At 51.1% G+C, this 358-nt stretch carries 1 pseudogene; it reads left to right on the top strand.

What is annotated here, in order from left to right:
* Window positions 1-358: pseudogene (locus RH85_RS23065) on the top strand (conjugative transfer ATPase); the annotation flags it as partial.

The following is a 358-nucleotide window of genomic DNA, read 5'->3' on the forward strand; positions in this document are numbered from 1 at the left end:
ATCAAGCACATTCAAAAATCGTCCGTCGGTGAAGAGACCGAGCTGGAAACACTGCGTCAGCGCTGTGATGACTTTGATACGCACCTTGAGCACCATCCATTGTGGCGTGGTCAATTGGCTTTTTACCTGCAAGCGGATTCCCTTGATGAGATGGAAGCGCGTACCGATAGCCTTCGCGCCACCTTTAATGGCTCAAACCTGTCGCTTCGTTTCATCAAAAACAGCGACCAAGAGTCGCCCCTTGATAGCTTTTTGCGTTGGTTGCCGATGAACTACCACCCTGAGCTTGATGAGCAGTTTTGGTATTGCGGCTGGGTATGGCTTGAAGAAATGCTGGCACTCTCGCCACTCTTTGGCC

It is taken from the genome of Vibrio ichthyoenteri ATCC 700023, from assembly GCF_000222605.1.
In the GTDB taxonomy this organism is placed as follows: Bacteria; Pseudomonadota; Gammaproteobacteria; order Enterobacterales; family Vibrionaceae; genus Vibrio; species Vibrio ichthyoenteri.